The organism is Aquimarina spinulae (genome assembly GCF_943373825.1).
Classification (GTDB): domain Bacteria; phylum Bacteroidota; class Bacteroidia; order Flavobacteriales; family Flavobacteriaceae; genus Aquimarina; species Aquimarina spinulae.
On the sequence record NZ_CALSBP010000002.1, the window covers coordinates 1361362 to 1379666 of the forward strand.

Sequence of the window (18305 nt, forward strand, 5' to 3'; positions counted from 1 at the left end):
ATTTATATATTAAAAATTCTTGTAATATTCTCTTTTGCAAAGCCAGCACTTCCTGTCATCCCTTTCCCTCCAATCCCAGTTATGATATGGATATTATTACCTATCGATTCCTGAAATACGTCCTTAGTTTTACACTGAGAATACATACCGTACCATCGATTTTGAATATCATAAGTTGGTAAATCAATGATTTTTTGTGCCTCAGAAATCATAAAATCATCTATATTCATATCTAAATCATATCCCAAATCTTCTATATGTTTTGCATCGGCATATTCATGAGAATCTCCAACAATTACAGATCCGTCTGGCGCCTGTTTAAACAAAATATGGACTCCCCATTTTTTCTGAAGTGAATCTGGATCTTCCTGTGATTTAATTCCTGAAAAGGAAGCACACTCGGTAAATGCTTCATAACGCCGTATCGACCATCCTGTTAGAATATTTCCTGGCAATTGATATCCCGATTGGGGTTTAGTTTGAAGCATTTGTAATTTTGTTACTTCGAGATCACTTTCACTGAAAAGCTTTGGGTATAGATTTTTAAACTCATTTCCATTACAGATGATCACTTTTTCTGCTTCAAAAACTTCTTCTGAAGAGGAGGTAACTTTTACTGTTGTAGTTACTTCTTCACAAGAAATTACATTTTGATTAGTAAAATAGGCTAGATTCATATGTTTCACCATAAAATCCTGTAATCGATGAATCATTTCTCTGGATTCTACAGTAACTTCCTCTTGGAAAAATAATCCTGCTTCTATATAATCCGATCGCAATCCCGGATATTTTTTCAGACATTCTTCCTTGGTTAATAGTACTGAGGTATATTGGTTGTTCTTATTAATTTGATGAAGTTCTTCTATAAGCTCTACTTCTTCGTGATTTGAAGCCAGATATACTGATCCATTTTCCCGAAGAGTAATATCAAATTGTTGCTGAATCTCTTTGTAGATTTTTAAACTTTCCCTGCCATAGGCCTGCCATTTGGTATTCATCCCAGATGGAACTACTTGTCCAAAATTTTGAGTCGTAGCTCCTTGCGGTCTTTTATTTTTTTCTAGTAAGGCTACCTGTAATCCATTTTGTAGTGCATGATATGCATGGAACGTACCTAGCACTCCGCCTCCTACAACAATGAGGTCATATTTTTTCATAATGTAATTCTGTTTGTATCGTTTTTAATCGAGTTTGATATGCGTTTTTAAAATAAAGCAAAGACCCCAGTATGCAGAATACTCCTAATACTGTTACACCATATGCCCCATAAATAAAAAAGTCTAACCATGTTAAATTTGCTTGTCCAAAATTTTTATATAGCAAAGCAGATATGCTACCTAAATACCCAAAAGAATCTGCGATATAAATCAAAAATCCAGCATTTCCCCTTACCTTGAATGCTGCAATAAATCGATCAAAAAACAAGCAATTAAAAGGAACGTAACAAATGTAGAGTCCAAAACCACAAATCACCATCCAGATAAAAGGGTTTAATATTTCTAACTGAAATAGTAACGTAGAAACTCCAATACACAGGACACCTGTTAAAATCAAAAGATGATAGATATACAAAGCTTTTACATTGTTTTTGATATAGAATGTACTTCCTAAAATCAGTAGTACTATTACTGCAATGATAGTTTCTGAAGTGGTATATACCGATATATCTCCTTGATAACCAACACTATCCCAAAGTTCTCGAGCAAAATTATCTCTAAAGTCTCTGAATGCAGTTAAAATCGTATAAAACACTACAATTCCTATAATAGGTACAAGAAAGGAGCGTAACAGGTTTTTTCTATCTATTGAAGACATTGGCATACGAGCAGAGCGCATTTTCTTATCTTCTTCGGTAGTACCCGGTAGCTTTTCTAACAACCATGCAAAAAACACTAATGGGATTATGAATAATACTCCTGTGGTTGCGGGCATCCAAAACTGAGATATATCCCAGGTATTCATAAGATATAGACCAATAGATTTTACAATTCCGCTAGATACAATAAAACTAGAACATAGGGCTACCCCAAGTATTTCTGTAAATTTTCGTCCTTCTAAATATGAGAACACAATACCCCATATCATTCCTAACGGTAAGCCATTAAAAAATAAAGAAACTGCATTGTATGGTCTAGGAAGAATCGCAAAAAGTAGTAATGCTAATTCTGCAAAAAGAATTAACCCAATTAGATAAAATATACGCTTCCCTGTTTTTAATTCTGAAATTATTTTAATCCCAAAAAACTTTGATAAAGTATATCCAAGCACTTGAGCAATAATCAATATGATTTTGTAATCTATATTGAAAACAGAAAACCCCTCAAAAGTCGCAACACTAAATGGTTTTCTAAACGCATACATGCAGAAGTATACCCCAAAAGAAGCAACACAAGCATGTAAGATAAATTTTAGGTTAGATAATTTAGTTTCTTTCAAATTTTTACAATTAGTAAATATTAAGCTTCAAAAATGAAAAATATTTTACTATTTGTAAAACTATAGAGTTTAAGAAATATTTACCATAGTTTTGATTAATTGTAAAATTCAGATTAAAAACATTTCCAAAATAAAGATCATTAATAACGAATTCTTAATCTTGAAAAAGAGGTTGAAATCATTCTAAACTAATCATTACACAATACAGGAATCTATTTTTTTCCATTCCCCACACAACCTATATCATTGATAATCAATAGATAAAAAAATCAACTTAAAGTATTTTTTTAAAATTAATTGATAGATAGTATGGTTAGAATTGAGTATTTTTAATACTACTAACTAATAACCTATTTTCTTGAATATATGTGCTAACATTAGTTTTCTAAAGAAATTAACCTATTTAATGAACTAGTAGAATACTCTATTGCATTACCTACACAAGGTATAATAGTATAAATCAAGGCCTATTTGCCTTTATACTAGAGTTTGTTTTTTTGCAAACAACAACACCTATAACGAAGTGATTATTAGTAAATTTTATCTAAAAAACAAAAACAATTATTGTAAGCTAATGAAAGTCTTACTAAAGTTTTGAGACCAAATACAATATTTATTCTGATCAAGATCAAAATAAGTTCTACTTAAACTAATAAAAAATAGATGAAACAACCAGTCTTAATAGCACAACTTAGTAATTTAGAAAATAAAGAACCCGCACACGCCTTGGTAAATGGATTAGATTTGGTCATTGTAAAATATGATGATGAAATTTCTGTATTATACGGAAGGTGTTTACACAGAGGGGCGCTTATGGCAGATGGTCATATCGATGGGCATAATCTCATCTGCGGAGTACATGGTTGGGATTATCGCTATGACACTGGTGTTTCTGAGTATAACAACAGCGAGGTTTTACATAAATTTAGCACAAAAACAGAAGGAGACAACCTCTATGTAGATGAAATTGAAATCAACTCTTATATCGCAGATCACCCACAACCATTTAACCGTGAAGAATATCTCGGTGCTTATGCAGATACTCATCCTGAAGAAACCGAACCCTATACAGGTTATATTAAAGAATTAGCTAAAAACGGTTTAAAAAATCTGGGACATCATGGATTCTCTGCATCAATGGGAGTAGATAGAAATACGCTTCCAAAATGGAATGATATCCAATTTCTACCGGCTCAGCTAGCCAACCGACCTTTGTTAGACCATGAAGAAGTAGCTACCAAAGTAATTATTGGTCCCAATGCTCAAAAGCCCCTATCTATTGATATTCCTTTGTTTGTAAGTGATATGAGTTTTGGGGCGCTTTCTAGAGAAGCAAAAATAGCATTGTCACGCGGGGCAGAAATGGCAGGAACTGGCATCTGTTCGGGAGAAGGTGGGATGCTACCACAGGAGCAGGAAAGTAACACTAAATATTTTTATGAATTAGCTTCTGCGCAATTTGGATTCTCGTGGGATAAATTAGATAAAGTACAGGCCTTTCATTTTAAAGGAGGGCAAGGTGCAAAAACAGGAACCGGAGGGCATCTTCCCGGGAGTAAAGTAAGTAAAGAGATTGCAGAAGTTCGAGGATTACAGCAAGGGCAAACTGCAATTTCACCAGCTACCTTTCCGGATTTTCATGGTGTACAAGATTTTAAAGCTTTTGCAGATCAGGTACGTGAACGAACCGGTGGTATCCCCATTGGTTTTAAGATTGCTGCCAGTCATATCGAAAAAGATATACAGTTTGCATTAGATGTAGGCGTAGATTACATTATTCTGGATGGTCGTGGTGGTGGAACAGGTTCTGCTCCTACTATTTTGCGTGATAATATTAATGTTCCTACCATACCTGCACTCGCAAGAGCACGAAAATACCTGGATAAAGTAGGCGCAAACGACGTATCATTAATCATTACCGGAGGGCTTCGTATTGCCGAAGATTTTGCAAAAGCAATGATGCTGGGAGCAGATGCTATTGCCGTATCCAATTCTGCACTGCAAGCGATTGGATGTCTGGGGATGCGTGCTTGCGGAAGTAATAATTGCCCCGTAGGGATTGCGACACAAAAAGAATCTTTAAGAAGTAGAATGATTATAGAATCTTCTGCTAAACAATTACATAATTATTTTGACGCGACCAATGACCTTATAAAGGTAATTGCAAGAGCTTGTGGATATGATGATGTTTCAAAATTTAATCATGATGACCTTTCAACTTTTGATCACGATATGCACCGATTAACAGGCATCAATTATGCTGGTGTTATGTAGTAAGAACCCAGTTTAAAACAATAAAAAAGAAATTTTTCTAACGAAGACTAACTAATAAATCAACAAAATATGACTACTCAAATGCATTTAGCAGCGCAATACCTGGCAGCTGCAGGGATTAGCTTTCTAGAAAAGAAAAATGATGATAGCCATACTAACCTGGGATTTTCTATAGAGAAAGGAACTTTATATACCAGACCTCTTAATTCATCTAAAGATATACTGTCTCTTAATTATAACCTTTTTGCTTTAGAGTGGAACAGTCATAGTTTAACAAAGACATTGCAATTAGATGGTACTTCGCATGCAGAAGTTTTGCAATGGATAAGACGTATGGCAAAAGATAGCGATATCAATACACCTTATAACTATGCTCTGCATTATGATTTGCCTTATACGATAACAAATGACTATATCTACACACTGAAAGATCCAGATAGATTACGAGAACTGGTAGCATTTAGAAAATTATCCAAATCTGCTATCCAAGAATTTTTACAAAATAATCTACTAAATTCTGAGATTAGAATATGGCCTCACCACTTTGACACAGGTGCTTTTGCCTCATTAGAAGACGAATCTGGCCTTGCCATAGGTATAGGGCTTGCCATTCCTGATACGATGTGTAATGATTATTATTTCTATATCAGTGGGTATCAAGGTCATGATAGCCTAGGCACTTCTGATTTCAAACCGTTAACAACAGGAAAATGGTATAATGAGGGGTTTAAAGGCGCTGTTTTACCTATTTCTGGAGTAAATAAAGCTACAATTATTGCCTTTTTTGAAGAAGCATTTACGGCCTATAAAAATTAAATACTATGAAACATTGGTATATCCCGGCTACTATAATACCTACTATTAGTTCTTTATTAGGCCTGATTACACTAAATGTATATTTATTTAGAGCAGTAAAATCAGGCAAGACCAATTTAATAACAAATGTTAACACCAAAAAAATAATCGATCATGGTTTCAAAAATATATTAATATAAAATCTTAGAAAACATGTTACAATCTTTCAGTATCATTTTTGCTATCGCTGCTTTCTTCAACTTTGTGAACTATAAGTGGCTTAAACTACCTACTACAATTGGTTTGATGCTGATGAGTTTGGCTACGATTCTAATCATAACCATTAGTAAAAGTATTATCCCAGAATTCTATCAGTTTTTTTGTGATATTGTTACCAACTCAGATTTTAGATCTTTACTATTAGATGGGATCTTAAGTTTTCTTCTTTTTGCAGGAGCGTTGCATGTAAACATTGACGAATTAGCAAAAGAAAAATGGCCCATCCTTTTATTTGCAACATTCGGCGTACTAATTTCTACTATTATTGTAGGTGGATTAACCTTTGGAGCTGCACAACTAATTGGCCTTGAACTTCCTTTTCTGCATGCCCTACTATTTGGTGCTTTGATTTCTCCTACGGATCCAATAGCAGTAATGGCTATTCTTAAAAAGGCTAATATTGCTAAAAGCCTGGGGATTAAAATTGAGGGGGAATCGCTTTTTAATGATGGTATCGGAGTTGTAGTTTTCTCTGCAATATTGATTCTTGCGGGGATGGGAGAGCATCCTATAGAAGGTTCTATAACCTCTGAAATAGGAAAGCTTTTTCTTGAAGAAGCTATTGGCGGAATATTATATGGAGGACTTCTTGGTTTTATTGGATATCAATCTATCAAATCTGTAAAAGACAATCCTCAATTGGCGGTAATGATTAGCCTGGCAATTGTAATGGGTGGTTATGCATTTGCATCTCTTATCCATGTTTCTGGCCCATTAGCTATGGTAGTTGCAGGAATGATCATTGGAAATAAATTAAATATTGCTACAAATAAAGGTCCAACCAGAAAAATGCTCAATGATATTTGGGAAGTACTTGATGATGTGTTTAATGGTATTTTATTTGTGCTTATTGGATTAGCCATTCATTTATTAAAATTTGACCTGGATCATTTAATCTTGGGAACTATAGCTATCCTGATTGTATTGATTTCGCGATTCATTTCTGTATTTATTCCCTATTCTTTGTTGAAACATTCAGAAAACAACCCAATAAAAACGGTAACTATATTAACCTGGGGAGGCTTAAGAGGTGGGATTTCTATCGCATTAGCATTAAGTTTAGCCGATAATACTTCTTCAGAAATCATATTATATATTACTTATGTAGTAGTCCTATTTTCTATTATTATACAAGGACTTAGTATAGGGAAATTAGTAAAGAAACTATACGATTAACCAATCATAAAATCATCGTTATACGAGGTTAGTTATACTTATTAGTTTTTCCATGTCTTTAACCATAATTACATTTTCTCGGATCTCAATAATTCTCTCCTCCTTAAAATCATGCAATACACGAACTAAAGACTCAATCGATGTTCCCACTATATTACTGTGGTCTTTCCTTGATAATTTAACTCCCACGTTCATAATTGATTCTTCATTAAAGAATTCTTCCAGTTTTATGATAGACAAAGCAGTTCGTTCTCTAACACTATGCTGAGCCAGAATCTTAGAATTATTTAAAAATACCCCAAACTCATGACTAATATTTTGTAATAAACGATTCAACATGTCTCGATTATTTTCTATGATCGAAAAGAAAATGTGTTTAGGAATTAAATAAAATATACATTCTGTTAAACAAGCAGCAGAATGGGAATAGGTTTCATTACATAATATATTATGATGGCCAAGAATTCTATTTTCTCCTACCAAATGAAAAATATGTTCTTTTCCATTTAACCCAGTAGCATATTTTTTTACTTTTCCTTGCTTTAGTATATATACCACAGTCGGGATTGATCCTTCATGAAACAATACCTGACCTTTTTTAAGCTTAAGAACAGTTTTTTTTTCTTCAATTATTTCTAATACATCATCTGGAATACACTGTAAAAACGATTCATGTATAAATGAATATTGCTTATTGGGGAAAAGAGCACTAATCATAGGGTATAATTATTTAGTGAATCTTATTTAAAAACGACATTTGATTCAAAAATTAACATTTTTTATGTTAATTTAACGTAAAAATCATGAATTTATTGCAAAGACAAGACTACTTTATATTGTGTCTTAATAGCAAAAAAAGAGATAAATGTAATGGTATACATTATCTTAACCATAAAGAAAAGGCTCTCCTTATTTCTAAAGACAACCTCTTCTCTCAATTTAGGTTAGTGATGGGGAAACTTAACCTTTAATCATCATTAGAACGAACTATTCTTCCATTCAATTCTTGAACTGGTCTGAAATTTTCATGCATGATATGCTTAAATTGCTCTAACTGTGCATGTGTTGCCTGGATAGGTTGTTTAACTACATACCAGGTAACAATTTCTGAACAGGCAGGAGTCGTTAAAGAACCACTATAGGTGTAAAAATCCATAGTATCAGGAAGTATATCGGCTATATGATACTCCTCATTACTTGTGTAATATTCGCCCTCATGTTCGGGAAGATTATTCATAAACTGAGACAAAACTTCATTTTCTACTCCTTCGGTAAAAAAAATACCGACTACTGCCAACAAACCAGTAGTTGGGTTTCTGTGTACCAAATGCATCTCCATAGGATATCTATTTCCATCTACAGTATGCTCACTACCTGTATGAAAGTGAAACTGTAAAAGATCATAATCAATATTGTTTAATGAAGCCGAACTACCAGGAGTATAATCAAAACGTAAAGTATGACCATTATTAACAATAGTTGTAGTACTTGTAGTATAATTGGTATTGATATTATTAATAGTATCATCATCATCTGCATCATCGGTTATAATATCAATTGGAGACTGTGCATTACCTCCACAATCTTTCCAATCTTCGCCGCAAAGATCAGCCCAGAATGCTGGACCTTCTTGTCCCTCGTACTCAAAATGACAATCTGATGAACTTTTTCGTCCAAAAAAGAGGTTTCCTAAATTTGTCTCGTCATTTTCATGAATATCCTGATTAATATTTTGATCCAGAATATCTGTTTTTTCATTCTCACAGGACGCTAATCCATAGATTAAAGCCAAAGTAAATAAATACTTAAAAAAAATTGATTTCATAATACGTTGAATTTGTGTTTACTATTCTGCCAAAAGTATTAGATGCCTAGAATTAAAAGTCAATATTCATCAAATCAAGAATTGATTTATATCAACTATTGGTTTGATATAAATCAATTAGTTATAAACACAATGCAACTTATACACTAAAAAAAACATCTCATCTCAAATTAATTGCTCACCTAAAATTAGCTGCGGTAATTATTTTTTTTGTATCCTTAATAATAATCGTGTTTTTTTCAATTTCTATAATTTGTTCTTTTTTAAAATCATGTAGTACCCTTATCAAAGATTCAATTGAGGTGCCTACTAAATTACTATGATCCTTTCTTGATAAATTGAAACAACCTTTCTCTTCAAAGAATTCGTCTAATCTTAGTATCGATAAAGCGGTTCGTTCTCTAACACTATGCTGAGCGAGAATTTTAGAGTTATTAATAAATACTCCAAACTCATGGCTAATATTTTTTAAAAGACTATGAAGTATTTCTTGATTATTTTCGATTATTGAGAAGAAAATTTCTTTGGGTATTAAATGAAATAAGCAATCGGTAAGACAAGCTGCAGAATGAGAATATTTCTCTTTACAAAGCAAGTTATGATGACCCAGAATTCCGTTTTCTCTGATTAGGTAAAAAATATGTTCTTTACCATTTAACCCTGTAGCATATTTCTTTATTTTTCCTTTTTTTAATATATATACCCCACTAGGGATAGTACCTTCATAAAACAAGACTTGTCCTTTCTTTAGTCGTATAGGAATTATATTTTCTTCTATAAAAGACGAAACATCATCCGGGATCATTTCAAAAATATCAGAACTCATAAAAGAATATCGTTTATGAGAAAAAAGAGTATTGATCATAATATTTAAGTTGAGTTTTTTTGTCTAAAACAAGTCAAACTTAAAATACCCTACTTCAATTTTTATTTTTTTTAGTCCTTAAAGAAAAAAGAGATACTCCCAAATGGCAGTACCTCCTTTTACAACTATCAAAAATGGTATCCCTAAATTCTAATTATTAGTATTAACAACCCTTCCATTCAATGCTTGAATTGGTCTGAAATTTTCGTGCATGATATGTTTAAATTGTTCTAACTGCGTATACGATGCCTGAATAGGTCGTTTAACCACATACCAGGTAACAATTTCTGAACATGCAGGAGTTGTTAAAGAACCGCTATAGGTATAAAAATCCATAGTATCAGGAAGCATATCGGCTATATGATACTCCTCATTACTTGTGTAATATTGATCTTTATGCTCAGGGAGATTATCCATAAATTGAGACAGCACTTCGTTTTCTGCTCCTTCGGTAAAAAAAACACCAACTACTGCCAACAAACCAGTAGTTGGGTTTCTGTGTACCAAATGCATCTCCATAGGATATCTATTTCCATTTACAGTATGCTCACTACTGGTATGAAAGTGAAACTGTAAAAGATCATAATCAATATTGTTTAATGAAGCCGAACTACCAGGAGTATAATCAAAACGTAAAGTATGACCATTATTAACAATAGTTGTAGTACTTGTAGTATAATTGGTATTGATATTATTAATAGTATCATCATCATCTGCATCATCGGTTATAATATCAATTGGAGACTGTGCACTACCTCCACAATCTTTCCAATCTTCGCCGCAAAGATCGGCCCAGAATGTCGGCCCTTCTGGTCCTTCGTATTCAAAATGGCAGTCTGATGAACTTTTTCGTCCAAAAAAGAGGTTTCCTAAATTTGTCTCATCATTTTCATGAATATCCTGATTAATATTTTGATCCAGAATATCTGTTTTTTCATTCTCACAGGACGCTAATCCATAGATTAAAGCCAAAGTAAATAAATACTTAAAAAAATTTGATTTCATAATAAGTTGAGTTTATAATTTTATATGTTCAAAAATATAGGCTTGTTAGTATTTTTTGTGCTATATCCATCAATCAAGAATATGATATTTATCAATTAATTTATTGACTATTGAATGGTTTAAACCAGAATAAATCGATATTTTTAAAGTATTAACTATCGCACAAAACTTATGACACAATCCTCTAACCCCCGACATAGATTAATTACTATTTTAAAGCTCTCTACTTTTCTTATTTTTTTAGGCAGAGCCTATCAACACATTGTATGGGATGCCCCTTACAGAACTTTTTTATGGGACGAAAGTATTCTAAAAAGTAGTATTGAAACCATTTTTGGTACCCCCTGGAATGATTACGTGACCAGCCTCTCGGCTGCTAATTCTATTTCTTTTTCTATAAAAGTAATAGGCATCTTTTATCTCATTTGTGCTATCATTACTTTAATGATAAAACCCAACATGAAAAAAACAGGTAAATTCTTTCTAATTGGTGGAAGTATTGGCCTTTTTATTTTAGCGCTTTTGTATTGTAAAGAGAAGTTTTTGCATGTAGGGCAATTTTTTGAATATACAATTCAATTTATGACTCCGGTACTTCTTTATATGGTATTATTTACTTCTATCGAGTTTAAAAAGATACGCTTAATTGCTCTTATTGCTATTGCACTTACATTTAGTTGTCATGGTTTGTATGCTATCGGATATTATCCCAGACCAGGAAGTTTTATCGACATGACACTTAACACCTTACCTATTAGCGAACCTAGTGCACATACTATGTTAAAAATTGCAGGCATCCTCGATTTTGTAGTAGCCATTGCTATTTTTATTCCCAGAATATCTTATGCTGCTTTAGTATATGCCTTTGTATGGGGAGGGTTGACTGCTATAGCCCGGCTAGTAGGTCATTTTCACATTGCTTTTTTATGGAACTCATTCAGTCAATGGACCTGGGAAATGTTGATTAGACTGCCTCATGGTTTAATTCCCTTGTTTGTGATGATTGCTGATCGTCCTAATGTACGTTATCTAAAGAAACTTTCTTTTAGAAAAACCCCTCAGACTGTATAATTCATTTCACCATTATAACTTCATAAATAACCCTCGGGATAAACCCCGAGGGTTATATTAGAATAAGTTCGGTTAATTATCTTTATATAATACGTCATACTCTTTCTCCTAACTTTAATTTTTAATGAATTGAGCTACAATTTTTGTTAGGCTATAGGATTGAGCACTTTGAAATGAGAAATGAATTTTATACTAACCTTCTTCTTCGTAACCTGATCAATCATCAAGCTTAAAAAAAACGACGATATTGGTTGAGCAAATCTTAGAGTATTAACTCTTCTTAGAATAAAAAAACTGCCTGAACGTATACTCAGGCAGTTTACTACTAGTAAGAAAGATATTTTATCTTTTAATAAACTTCTTACTTTCCTCTCCTTCTCTTGTTTTAATAACAATGAAATATACCCCTGCATTTAATTTATCAATAGCATAGGTTGTTGTTTCTGATTTAAAGTATACTTTATCAACCACCCTTCCGAACATATCTCTGATGATAGCTTCAGACCTATTGGCCTTAGTATAATTAGGATATTTGATGTGTAATACACCCGATTCTATCGGGTTAGGATGAATTTCCAGTTTTTTCTCTATAACACTGTTCTCATCTACTAATGAAATATCATTTCTTTGAGCAACAGCTGCGATAGTATGTGGATTGTCAATAGTCACAAGACTACCTCCTGTAGGATTCCAAACATCGATATTGGTTGGTAAAACAAACAAGTTGTTATCACTCACCTGTCCAACACTACTGGCATTATCTACTTTAATAGTTCTAAGTTCTATCTTATTCTTATCAATCCATAACCACTTAAACTGGTTAAACGATGCTGCAGCTCTTGTCCATGTTTTGGTATCAGAAGCATTACGTAAGGGAGCTCCCCAACATCCTTCACCAACATAAACAGCTCGTTTAGGATCGGTATCCACTCTTACAAACCCTTCATCACTTCCTGAGCCTGTCGAAGGTTTGATTGGCCAGGTACGTTTCACCACATGAGAATCACTCTCCATTACCAATTGTACGGCATGAGTATAAAAAGGTTTAGACCATGCTTCATACTGATCGTTCTGTTCTGATTTACCAGGCTCATGAGGTCTGGTTGCTCTATGGTACTGAGCTACAGCCCAGGTGTGACTAGCAGAATTGGATGTTAAATCATTAGCCAACCAGGTTCCCTGTGTACCTGCTGGTGTTACCTCTGTGTTTAAGGTATAGGTTCTTATCAAATTTCCTCCAAAACTCAATGCATAATATTCTCCTCCTGCAGCAGTAGGAATATCAAAAAGATCTCTAATATCATTAGAGCTTTCATGATTACCTCGTGCCGCTACAACCGGAATAATTCTTCCATCAGCACCGATAGTCAATTGCCAGTCATCAAACCAGTTTTGCCATTGAGAACTAGATGATGAACTTGTCATATCTCCTCCAAATAGCACAGCGTGTGGTCTGATCTTGGCTACAAGTCTATTAGCATTTTGTCGTGGAGTACGATTGTTTCGGGAATCTCCTCCTGCAATAATTGATAATCGAGTATTGGGATCGCTAGGTGCAGTTTTAAACCAAAACCTTTTAGAAACTCCTTCACTATCTTTGATCACAAAATAATAAGCAGTATCTGCCTGAAGCCCTGTTAATCGAGCATAGTTATTATTCATCCCTTTACTAGAAACTGTTCTATCTACAGTTTTGCTAAATGGATATGACGCAGCATTACTTCCAAAATCTGTTGTACCATAATGCACAACTGGATTCGTTCCTCGTACCTGGTTCCATCCTACAACCATAGTTGTAGACGTATTACCTCTCCAGGTTAATCGATACTTTTCTGTTGATGTACTGATCACTGGAGTTTCAGTAAAGGTTGCTGTTACTGTTTTATCAGAACTCATTGTCACAGATCCCGGGTTGGTAGTACCAGATAAGGCACCAGACCATCCACTAAAATCCCATCCTGATGCAGCAGTAGCAGTAATAGTAACTGAGGTTCCTGAGTTATAGGTTCCACCACCACTTACAGTTCCCTGTCCTGTTGTATTGGTCGTTAAGGTATATTGAACAACATTTGTTGTAGTGGCATTGGCAGCAGTACTATTTGCAGATACATTACCTGCAGCATCTTTGGCTCGCACTGTAAAACTATAACTAGTATTGGCAGTAAGACCACTAACACTATAGGTAGTACTTGTTGATGAACCAATACTTGCTCCATCTTGATATACATCATACCCTGTAACCCCAGTATTATCTGTAGAAGCATCCCAACTAAGATCTAATGATGTGTTTGCAATATTAGCAGCTGTTAGGTTCGCAGGTATTGTAGGTGCTTGTGTGTCGGGAATGATAGAAATAATCTTCACATTATCGATCGCTATATCACTACTCCATCCTGATCCTGTAGTTGCTTTAAATTGTAACTTGATGACAGATCCAGCATATGAAGTAAGTGCAACAGTAGCTTGGTTCCAAACATCTCCCTGGCTACCATTCTTTGACCAGATCGAAGTATACGTAACTCCATCATCGGTACTTGCTAAAACTTCCATATTACCCATAGCAGTTCCCTGCATGTGGTATCCAAATTCTAATGATCCATTAGGAACTCCTGTCAAATCTATACATGGACTGTTTAATAGAGCAACTTTATTTGGACTACCTGCCGGAGTAACATTGGTCGATGCTTCGGTATACAGATAGAATGAACCATCTTGCCCACTTGCAGGACCAGTACCATTAGATGGGGTTCCTCCTGAATCTCGGGTCCAATCGATATCATCACCTGTAGCATTGGTCCAAACTCCTAAACCAGACTCGAAACTCTCACTGTATGGAAAATTACTAATCCCGGCACATGCTGGAGTAGCTGTAGTAGTAATATTAGCAACATTACTGTTTCCTGATACATTACCTGCTGCATCTTTAGCTTTTACCGTAAAACTATATGCGGTTGAAGCAGTAAGACCGGTAACATTAAAACTAGTGGTTGTCGATGTTCCTATACTACTACCTCCCTGAAAAATCTCATATTCGGTAACACCTATATTATCTGTAGAAGCAGTCCAGGATAAGTCTGCTGTTGTTGCTCCAATATTAGAAGCTGCTAAACTTGCCGGAGCACTTGGTACTTGCGTATCGGGTGTTGTAGAAATGATCTTTACATTATCGATCGCTATATCACTACTCCATCCTGATCCTGTGGTTGCTTTAAATTGTAACTTGATGACAGATCCAGAATATGTCGCAAGAGATACAGTAGCTTGATTCCAAACATCTCCCTGGCTACCATTCTTTGACCAGATTGAAGTATAAGTAACTCCATCATCGGTACTTGCTAAAACTTCCATATTACCCATAGCAGTTCCTTGCATGTGGTATCCAAATTCTAATGAAATGCTTGTAACTCCTGTTAAATCTATACAAGGACTGTTTAATAAAGCAACTTTATTTGGACTACCTGCCGGAGTAACATTGGTCGAAGCTTCGGTATACAGATAGAATGAACCATCTTGCCCACTTGCAGGACCAGTACCATTAGATGGGGTTCCTCCTGAATCTCGGGTCCAATCGATATCATCACCTGTAGCATTGGTCCAAACTCCTAAACCAGACTCGAAACTCTCACTGTATGGAAAACTACTAATCCCGGCACATGCTGGAGTAGCTGTAGTAGTAATATTGGCAACATTACTATTTCCTGATACATTACCTGCTGCATCTTTAGCTTTTACCGTAAAACTATATGCGGTTGAAGCAGTAAGACCGGTAACATTAAAACTAGTGGTTGTCGATGTTCCTATACTACTACCTCCCTGAAAAATCTCATATTCGGTAACACCTATATTATCTGTAGAAGCAGTCCAGGATAAGTCTGCTGTTGTTGCTCCAATATTAGAAGCTGCTAAACTTGCCGGAGCACTTGGTACTTGCGTATCAGGTGTTGTAGAAATGATCTTTACATTATCGATCGCTATATCACTACTCCATCCTGATCCTGTGGTTGCTTTAAATTGTAACTTGATGACAGATCCAGAATATGTCGCAAGAGATACAGTAGCTTGATTCCAAACATCTCCCTGGCTACCATTCTTTGACCAGATTGAAGTATAAGTAACTCCATCATCGGTACTTGCTAAAACTTCCATATTACCCATAGCAGTTCCTTGCATGTGGTATCCAAATTCTAATGAAATGCTTGTAACTCCTGTTAAATCTATACAAGGACTGTTTAATAAAGCAACTTTATTTGGACTACCTACCGGAGTAACATTGGTCGATGCTTCGGTATACAGATAGAATGAACCATCTTGCCCACTTGCAGGACCAGTACCATTAGATTGGGTTCCTCCTGAATCTCGGGTCCAATCGATATCATCACCTGTAGCATTGGTCCAAACTCCTAAACCAGACTCGAAACTCTCACTGTATGGAAAACTACTAATCCCGGCACATGCTGGAGTAGCTGTAGTAGTAATATTAGCAACATTACTGTTTCCTGATACATTACCTGCTGCATCTTTAGCTTTTACCGTAAAACTATATGCTGTAGAAGCAGTAAGACCGGTAACATTAAAACTAGTGGTTGTCGATGTTCCTATACTACTACCTCCCTGAAAAATCTCATATTGGGTAACACCTATATTATCTGTAGAAGCAGTCCAGGATAAGTCTGCTGTTGTTGCTCCAATATTGGAGGCTGCTAAACTTGCTGGAGCACTTGGCGCCTGCGTATCTGCGCTTACTACAACTCCGTCAACAATCAATGAAAAGTCCTGAGATCCATTAGTCAATGTACCTTTATGAGTAACTGTAACGGTATATGTTCCTGCAGCCAAAACAGCATCTATTTTTTCGACATTATCTCTAAAATTATCTCCTTTTTGGGCAGGATCTGTATAGTTATTAAAACTTCCGTTAGGTACCATTACCCAGGGAGAATAGGTAGTATTGTTACCAGTCACACGAACATCCAGATCATTTACCAATACAGGTGTATTTCCTGAACCTATTGCTCCTGCGGGGTCGTTCCATACGATAGTCAAAGCTAATGGGGTAGATCCATTAGAAATAATAGTTCTGGTATATGTACTTCCGTTATTTAAGGTTAACTCATCCATAATAGATGTGTTACCATTATTAGTGATCACCTGGGCAGCTCTTTCTGCATTCACCAGCCCCCATCCACTTGCAAAATCAGGACCATCATTGGCTCCCATTTCATCAGCAGTATCAATAATCAATCCTTTAGCTGTAGCAGCCCTCATATACACTCCGTTAATATTTTTATAGTGCTCTTGTAACAAAGCAATAGTACCTGCAGTTGCCGGAGTAGACATAGAAGTACCGCTCTTCGTACCATAATCTGTATTATTAGCACTATCAGAAGAATATACCGTAGTACCATTATTAGTAATATCTGGTTTAATTCTCCAATCATCAGAAGGACCGTAGGAACTAGATGAAGACATACTTACAGAAGAAGGCCCCGTATAGTTTAGTACATCATTACAATTTCCGACAACCAGTAAATTCTTTGCAAGTTGGTTTGTTTTTACTACTCCATAATTATTTCCACTATTTCCTGCAGATTTACAATGCAGGTAAAATGGAGCATTATGAGTGACTTCATCCATGTCGCGGGCAGTAGCATCATAAACACCAGCTGAACCACTTGGAGTATTAGAGTTATTAGACAAAATTCCTCCAGCAGCAGCAAATGAAGCAGCTTCTGTTACCATCCCAGAAGCTGTATAGTTTTTTATAGTTGCTCCAGAGGCCATTCCTCTGGCAGCTGGATCGGTACCACTTGCGATTAATGTTCCTCCTGTATGTGTCCCGTGGCTGGTAACAGATCCCCCATCACCTCCATTAGAAGCTCTGCCTCCAAATTCCTGATGAGTCGGTCTGGCATAACCACTTTCCCAAACACCTATTTCGATGCCAGAACCAGTAAGATTAAGTCCAGATGAACCTCCTGTCCAAATTTTATTTGTACGTCCAGAAGCAGCAGCATCAACATTATCATCATATGCATAAATGGCTTCACCTTTTTCATTAAAAGAATAAAAAACTCCTAATCGACCATCTGAAGTGGTCTTAGCAAGAGGAACTTTTTGATTTGCAATTTTGGCCTTATTCGCATTATTCACATTATTAGACCTGTCAACAATCCTTTGTAAGGCTTGTAAATTGGTCTGCTTTTTAATATTCTCTCGGTCATTCTGATTTTGTGCGTTAACGAATATCGAAAACAACAAAAAAGGAATAAGGAGGAATATGCTCTTCCTTGATTTCATGAGTTGAGTTTTAATTAATTAAGATTGTGTGTTTAGAAAAATTAGCTTAAGATTTTTATCAGAAAAATCTTTTATGTCTAAAAAGACATTGAGTTCGGGGAATTATAATCTTCGTTTTGTTACTTCTGGTTTTTTGAGTATTCATAAGTTTTAATTTGGTTACTAATTAAAATGGTTGTGTCTATTTATTATGACGTATTAATTATAATCACCCCCTAGTTCATTATTTCTTTATTTAAATAAAGCTTTTACTATCAATAAGTTATAACCCAACACTGTAGA

12 protein-coding genes are annotated in these 18305 nt (G+C 35.1%); 5 read left to right on the forward strand and 7 right to left on the reverse strand.

Annotation, left to right across the window (positions count from 1 at the left end):
• Window positions 1-2 precede the first annotated feature (2 nt).
• Together NNH57_RS11725 and NNH57_RS11730 are read right to left on the reverse strand one after the other, a co-directional pair.
• Entirely contained in the window at window positions 3-1157 is a 1155-nt protein-coding gene (locus tag NNH57_RS11725; protein ID WP_074407575.1) for a TIGR03364 family FAD-dependent oxidoreductase, read from the reverse strand.
• The gene (locus tag NNH57_RS11730; RefSeq protein WP_108807381.1) at window positions 1144-2436 is read right to left on the reverse strand and encodes a DUF5690 family protein; all 1293 of its coding nucleotides are present in this window, start codon (window positions 2434-2436) and stop codon (window positions 1144-1146) included. The genes NNH57_RS11725 and NNH57_RS11730 overlap by 14 nt, the downstream gene beginning before the upstream one ends.
• A 663-nt stretch (window positions 2437-3099) precedes the next feature.
• On the opposite strand from NNH57_RS11730, the gene NNH57_RS11735 reads away from it, so the two are divergent.
• The 4 genes from NNH57_RS11735 to NNH57_RS11750 all read left to right on the forward strand — a co-directional run bounded on the left by NNH57_RS11735 (window position 3100) and on the right by NNH57_RS11750 (window position 6960).
• Window positions 3100-4710, forward strand: a complete 1611-nt coding sequence (locus tag NNH57_RS11735; RefSeq protein WP_074407573.1) for a glutamate synthase-related protein — start codon at window positions 3100-3102, stop codon at window positions 4708-4710.
• 69 nt (window positions 4711-4779) lie between these two features.
• The gene (locus tag NNH57_RS11740) at window positions 4780-5526 is read left to right on the forward strand and encodes a hypothetical protein (protein ID WP_074407572.1); all 747 of its coding nucleotides are present in this window, start codon (window positions 4780-4782) and stop codon (window positions 5524-5526) included.
• A 5-nt stretch (window positions 5527-5531) separates the two neighbouring features.
• Window positions 5532-5705 carry a hypothetical protein gene (locus tag NNH57_RS11745; protein ID WP_159099157.1) on the forward strand — a complete coding sequence of 58 codons (174 nt, stop codon included), beginning with the start codon at window positions 5532-5534 and terminating at the stop codon, window positions 5703-5705.
• A 13-nt stretch (window positions 5706-5718) separates the two neighbouring features.
• Window positions 5719-6960: a cation:proton antiporter gene (locus tag NNH57_RS11750; protein WP_108807382.1), complete on the forward strand. Its 1242-nt coding sequence runs from the start codon at window positions 5719-5721 to the stop codon at window positions 6958-6960.
• Between the two features lie 18 nt (window positions 6961-6978).
• On the opposite strand, the gene NNH57_RS11755 is transcribed toward NNH57_RS11750, so the two are convergent.
• The 4 genes from NNH57_RS11755 to NNH57_RS11770 all read right to left on the reverse strand — a co-directional run bounded on the left by NNH57_RS11755 (window position 6979) and on the right by NNH57_RS11770 (window position 10655).
• On the reverse strand, window positions 6979-7677 hold the full coding sequence (locus NNH57_RS11755; RefSeq protein WP_082994838.1) for a Crp/Fnr family transcriptional regulator: 699 nt from the start codon (window positions 7675-7677) through the stop codon (window positions 6979-6981).
• Between the two features lie 250 nt (window positions 7678-7927).
• Window positions 7928-8785, reverse strand: coding sequence for a carbonic anhydrase (locus tag NNH57_RS11760; protein ID WP_254504159.1), 858 nt, complete (start codon window positions 8783-8785; stop codon window positions 7928-7930).
• A gap of 178 nt (window positions 8786-8963) precedes the next feature.
• The gene (locus tag NNH57_RS11765) at window positions 8964-9650 is read right to left on the reverse strand and encodes a Crp/Fnr family transcriptional regulator (protein WP_132066339.1); all 687 of its coding nucleotides are present in this window, start codon (window positions 9648-9650) and stop codon (window positions 8964-8966) included.
• A gap of 150 nt (window positions 9651-9800) precedes the next feature.
• On the reverse strand, window positions 9801-10655 hold the full coding sequence (locus tag NNH57_RS11770) for a carbonic anhydrase (protein WP_254504160.1): 855 nt from the start codon (window positions 10653-10655) through the stop codon (window positions 9801-9803).
• Window positions 10656-10826: 171 nt separating this feature from the next.
• On the opposite strand from NNH57_RS11770, the gene NNH57_RS11775 reads away from it, so the two are divergent.
• Window positions 10827-11726 carry a hypothetical protein gene (locus tag NNH57_RS11775; RefSeq protein ID WP_108807384.1) on the forward strand — a complete coding sequence of 300 codons (900 nt, stop codon included), beginning with the start codon at window positions 10827-10829 and terminating at the stop codon, window positions 11724-11726.
• Between the two features lie 342 nt (window positions 11727-12068).
• Here NNH57_RS11775 and NNH57_RS11780 read toward each other — a convergent pair whose 3' ends face one another.
• Window positions 12069-18023 carry a fibronectin type III domain-containing protein gene (locus NNH57_RS11780; protein WP_254504162.1) on the reverse strand — a complete coding sequence of 1985 codons (5955 nt, stop codon included), beginning with the start codon at window positions 18021-18023 and terminating at the stop codon, window positions 12069-12071.
• Window positions 18024-18305: the final 282 nt, after the last annotated feature.

Excerpts from the sequence above, each read along its gene's own strand:
- NNH57_RS11755 (WP_082994838.1), bottom strand. The coding sequence starts at position 7,677 with ATGATTAGTGCTCTTTTCCCCAATAAGCAATATTCATTTATACATGAA.
- NNH57_RS11750 (WP_108807382.1), top strand. The coding sequence starts at position 5,719 with ATGTTACAATCTTTCAGTATCATTTTTGCTATCGCTGCTTTCTTCAAC.
- NNH57_RS11740 (WP_074407572.1), top strand. The coding sequence starts at position 4,780 with ATGACTACTCAAATGCATTTAGCAGCGCAATACCTGGCAGCTGCAGGG.
- NNH57_RS11775 (WP_108807384.1), top strand. The coding sequence starts at position 10,827 with ATGACACAATCCTCTAACCCCCGACATAGATTAATTACTATTTTAAAG.
- NNH57_RS11770 (WP_254504160.1), bottom strand. The coding sequence starts at position 10,655 with ATGAAATCAAATTTTTTTAAGTATTTATTTACTTTGGCTTTAATCTAT.
- NNH57_RS11725 (WP_074407575.1), bottom strand. The coding sequence starts at position 1,157 with ATGAAAAAATATGACCTCATTGTTGTAGGAGGCGGAGTGCTAGGTACG.
- NNH57_RS11760 (WP_254504159.1), bottom strand. The coding sequence starts at position 8,785 with ATGAAATCAATTTTTTTTAAGTATTTATTTACTTTGGCTTTAATCTAT.
- NNH57_RS11780 (WP_254504162.1), bottom strand. The coding sequence starts at position 18,023 with ATGAAATCAAGGAAGAGCATATTCCTCCTTATTCCTTTTTTGTTGTTT.
- NNH57_RS11735 (WP_074407573.1), top strand. The coding sequence starts at position 3,100 with ATGAAACAACCAGTCTTAATAGCACAACTTAGTAATTTAGAAAATAAA.
- NNH57_RS11745 (WP_159099157.1), top strand. The coding sequence starts at position 5,532 with ATGAAACATTGGTATATCCCGGCTACTATAATACCTACTATTAGTTCT.
- NNH57_RS11765 (WP_132066339.1), bottom strand. The coding sequence starts at position 9,650 with ATGATCAATACTCTTTTTTCTCATAAACGATATTCTTTTATGAGTTCT.